Annotated in this window: 1 protein-coding gene; it reads right to left on the bottom strand. The window is 64.7% G+C overall.

The genetic code is table 11. The features are described 5' to 3' along the window. Positions 1-731, bottom strand: a 731-nt coding sequence (ltrA, locus tag OP498_RS18450) for a group II intron reverse transcriptase/maturase (protein ID WP_280554813.1), incomplete at both ends; no start/stop codon positions are given.

Here is a 731-nt window from a genome sequence, read left to right on the forward strand (position 1 = left end):
CCCGCCTCGAAACGGTAGCCCAGGAAGTCGAATCCCTGACCCCGTTGCCGACAGTCCCCGAGTTGGGTCTTGTCGGGATGCAGGGTCAGACCATTCGCCGTCACCCATTCCTGCACGTGAGCCAAGGCCTGATGGGCCTCCCGCTCGCTGTGGCAGAGAATGACGAAGTCGTCGGCGTATCGCACCATGCGGTAGCCGCGCTGGGTCATTTCCTGGTCCAGCGGGTGCAGGTAGAGATTCGCCAGCAAGGGGCTAATGATCGCCCCTTGCGGCGTACCCGCGGTAGGGCTCCAGCAGCTCATCTCGTTGACGATGTCCTGGGTCAGCCAGCTTCGTAACAGGGTTAGCAATCGGCCGTCGCTGATGCGCTCCTCGACGCGAGCCATCAGGCGGTCGTGCGGGATGCTGTCAAAGTAGCCTTGCAGATCCGCGTCGACCACCCAGGTCATGCCCGCCTTGAGCGCCTCATCAACGTCGCGCAGGGCATCCTTGCAGCCTCTGCCCGGTCGGAAACCGTAGCTCATCGGCAGGAACTCGTGCTCGAAGATCGGTTCGATCACGCGCTTGACCGCCGCCTGAACGATCCGGTCCTTGACGGTCGGGATCCCCAGCGGGCGCGTCTTGCCGTTGCCCTTGGGGATCTCGACACGCCGCACCGCTTGCGGGCGGTAGCGCCCCGCCGTCAGGTCGGCCTGGAGCTCCTCGAGATAGCGCTCAGCCTGCGACGCGAA

It is taken from the genome of Halomonas sp. 25-S5 (assembly GCF_029889845.1).
Classification (GTDB): domain Bacteria; phylum Pseudomonadota; class Gammaproteobacteria; order Pseudomonadales; family Halomonadaceae; genus Halomonas.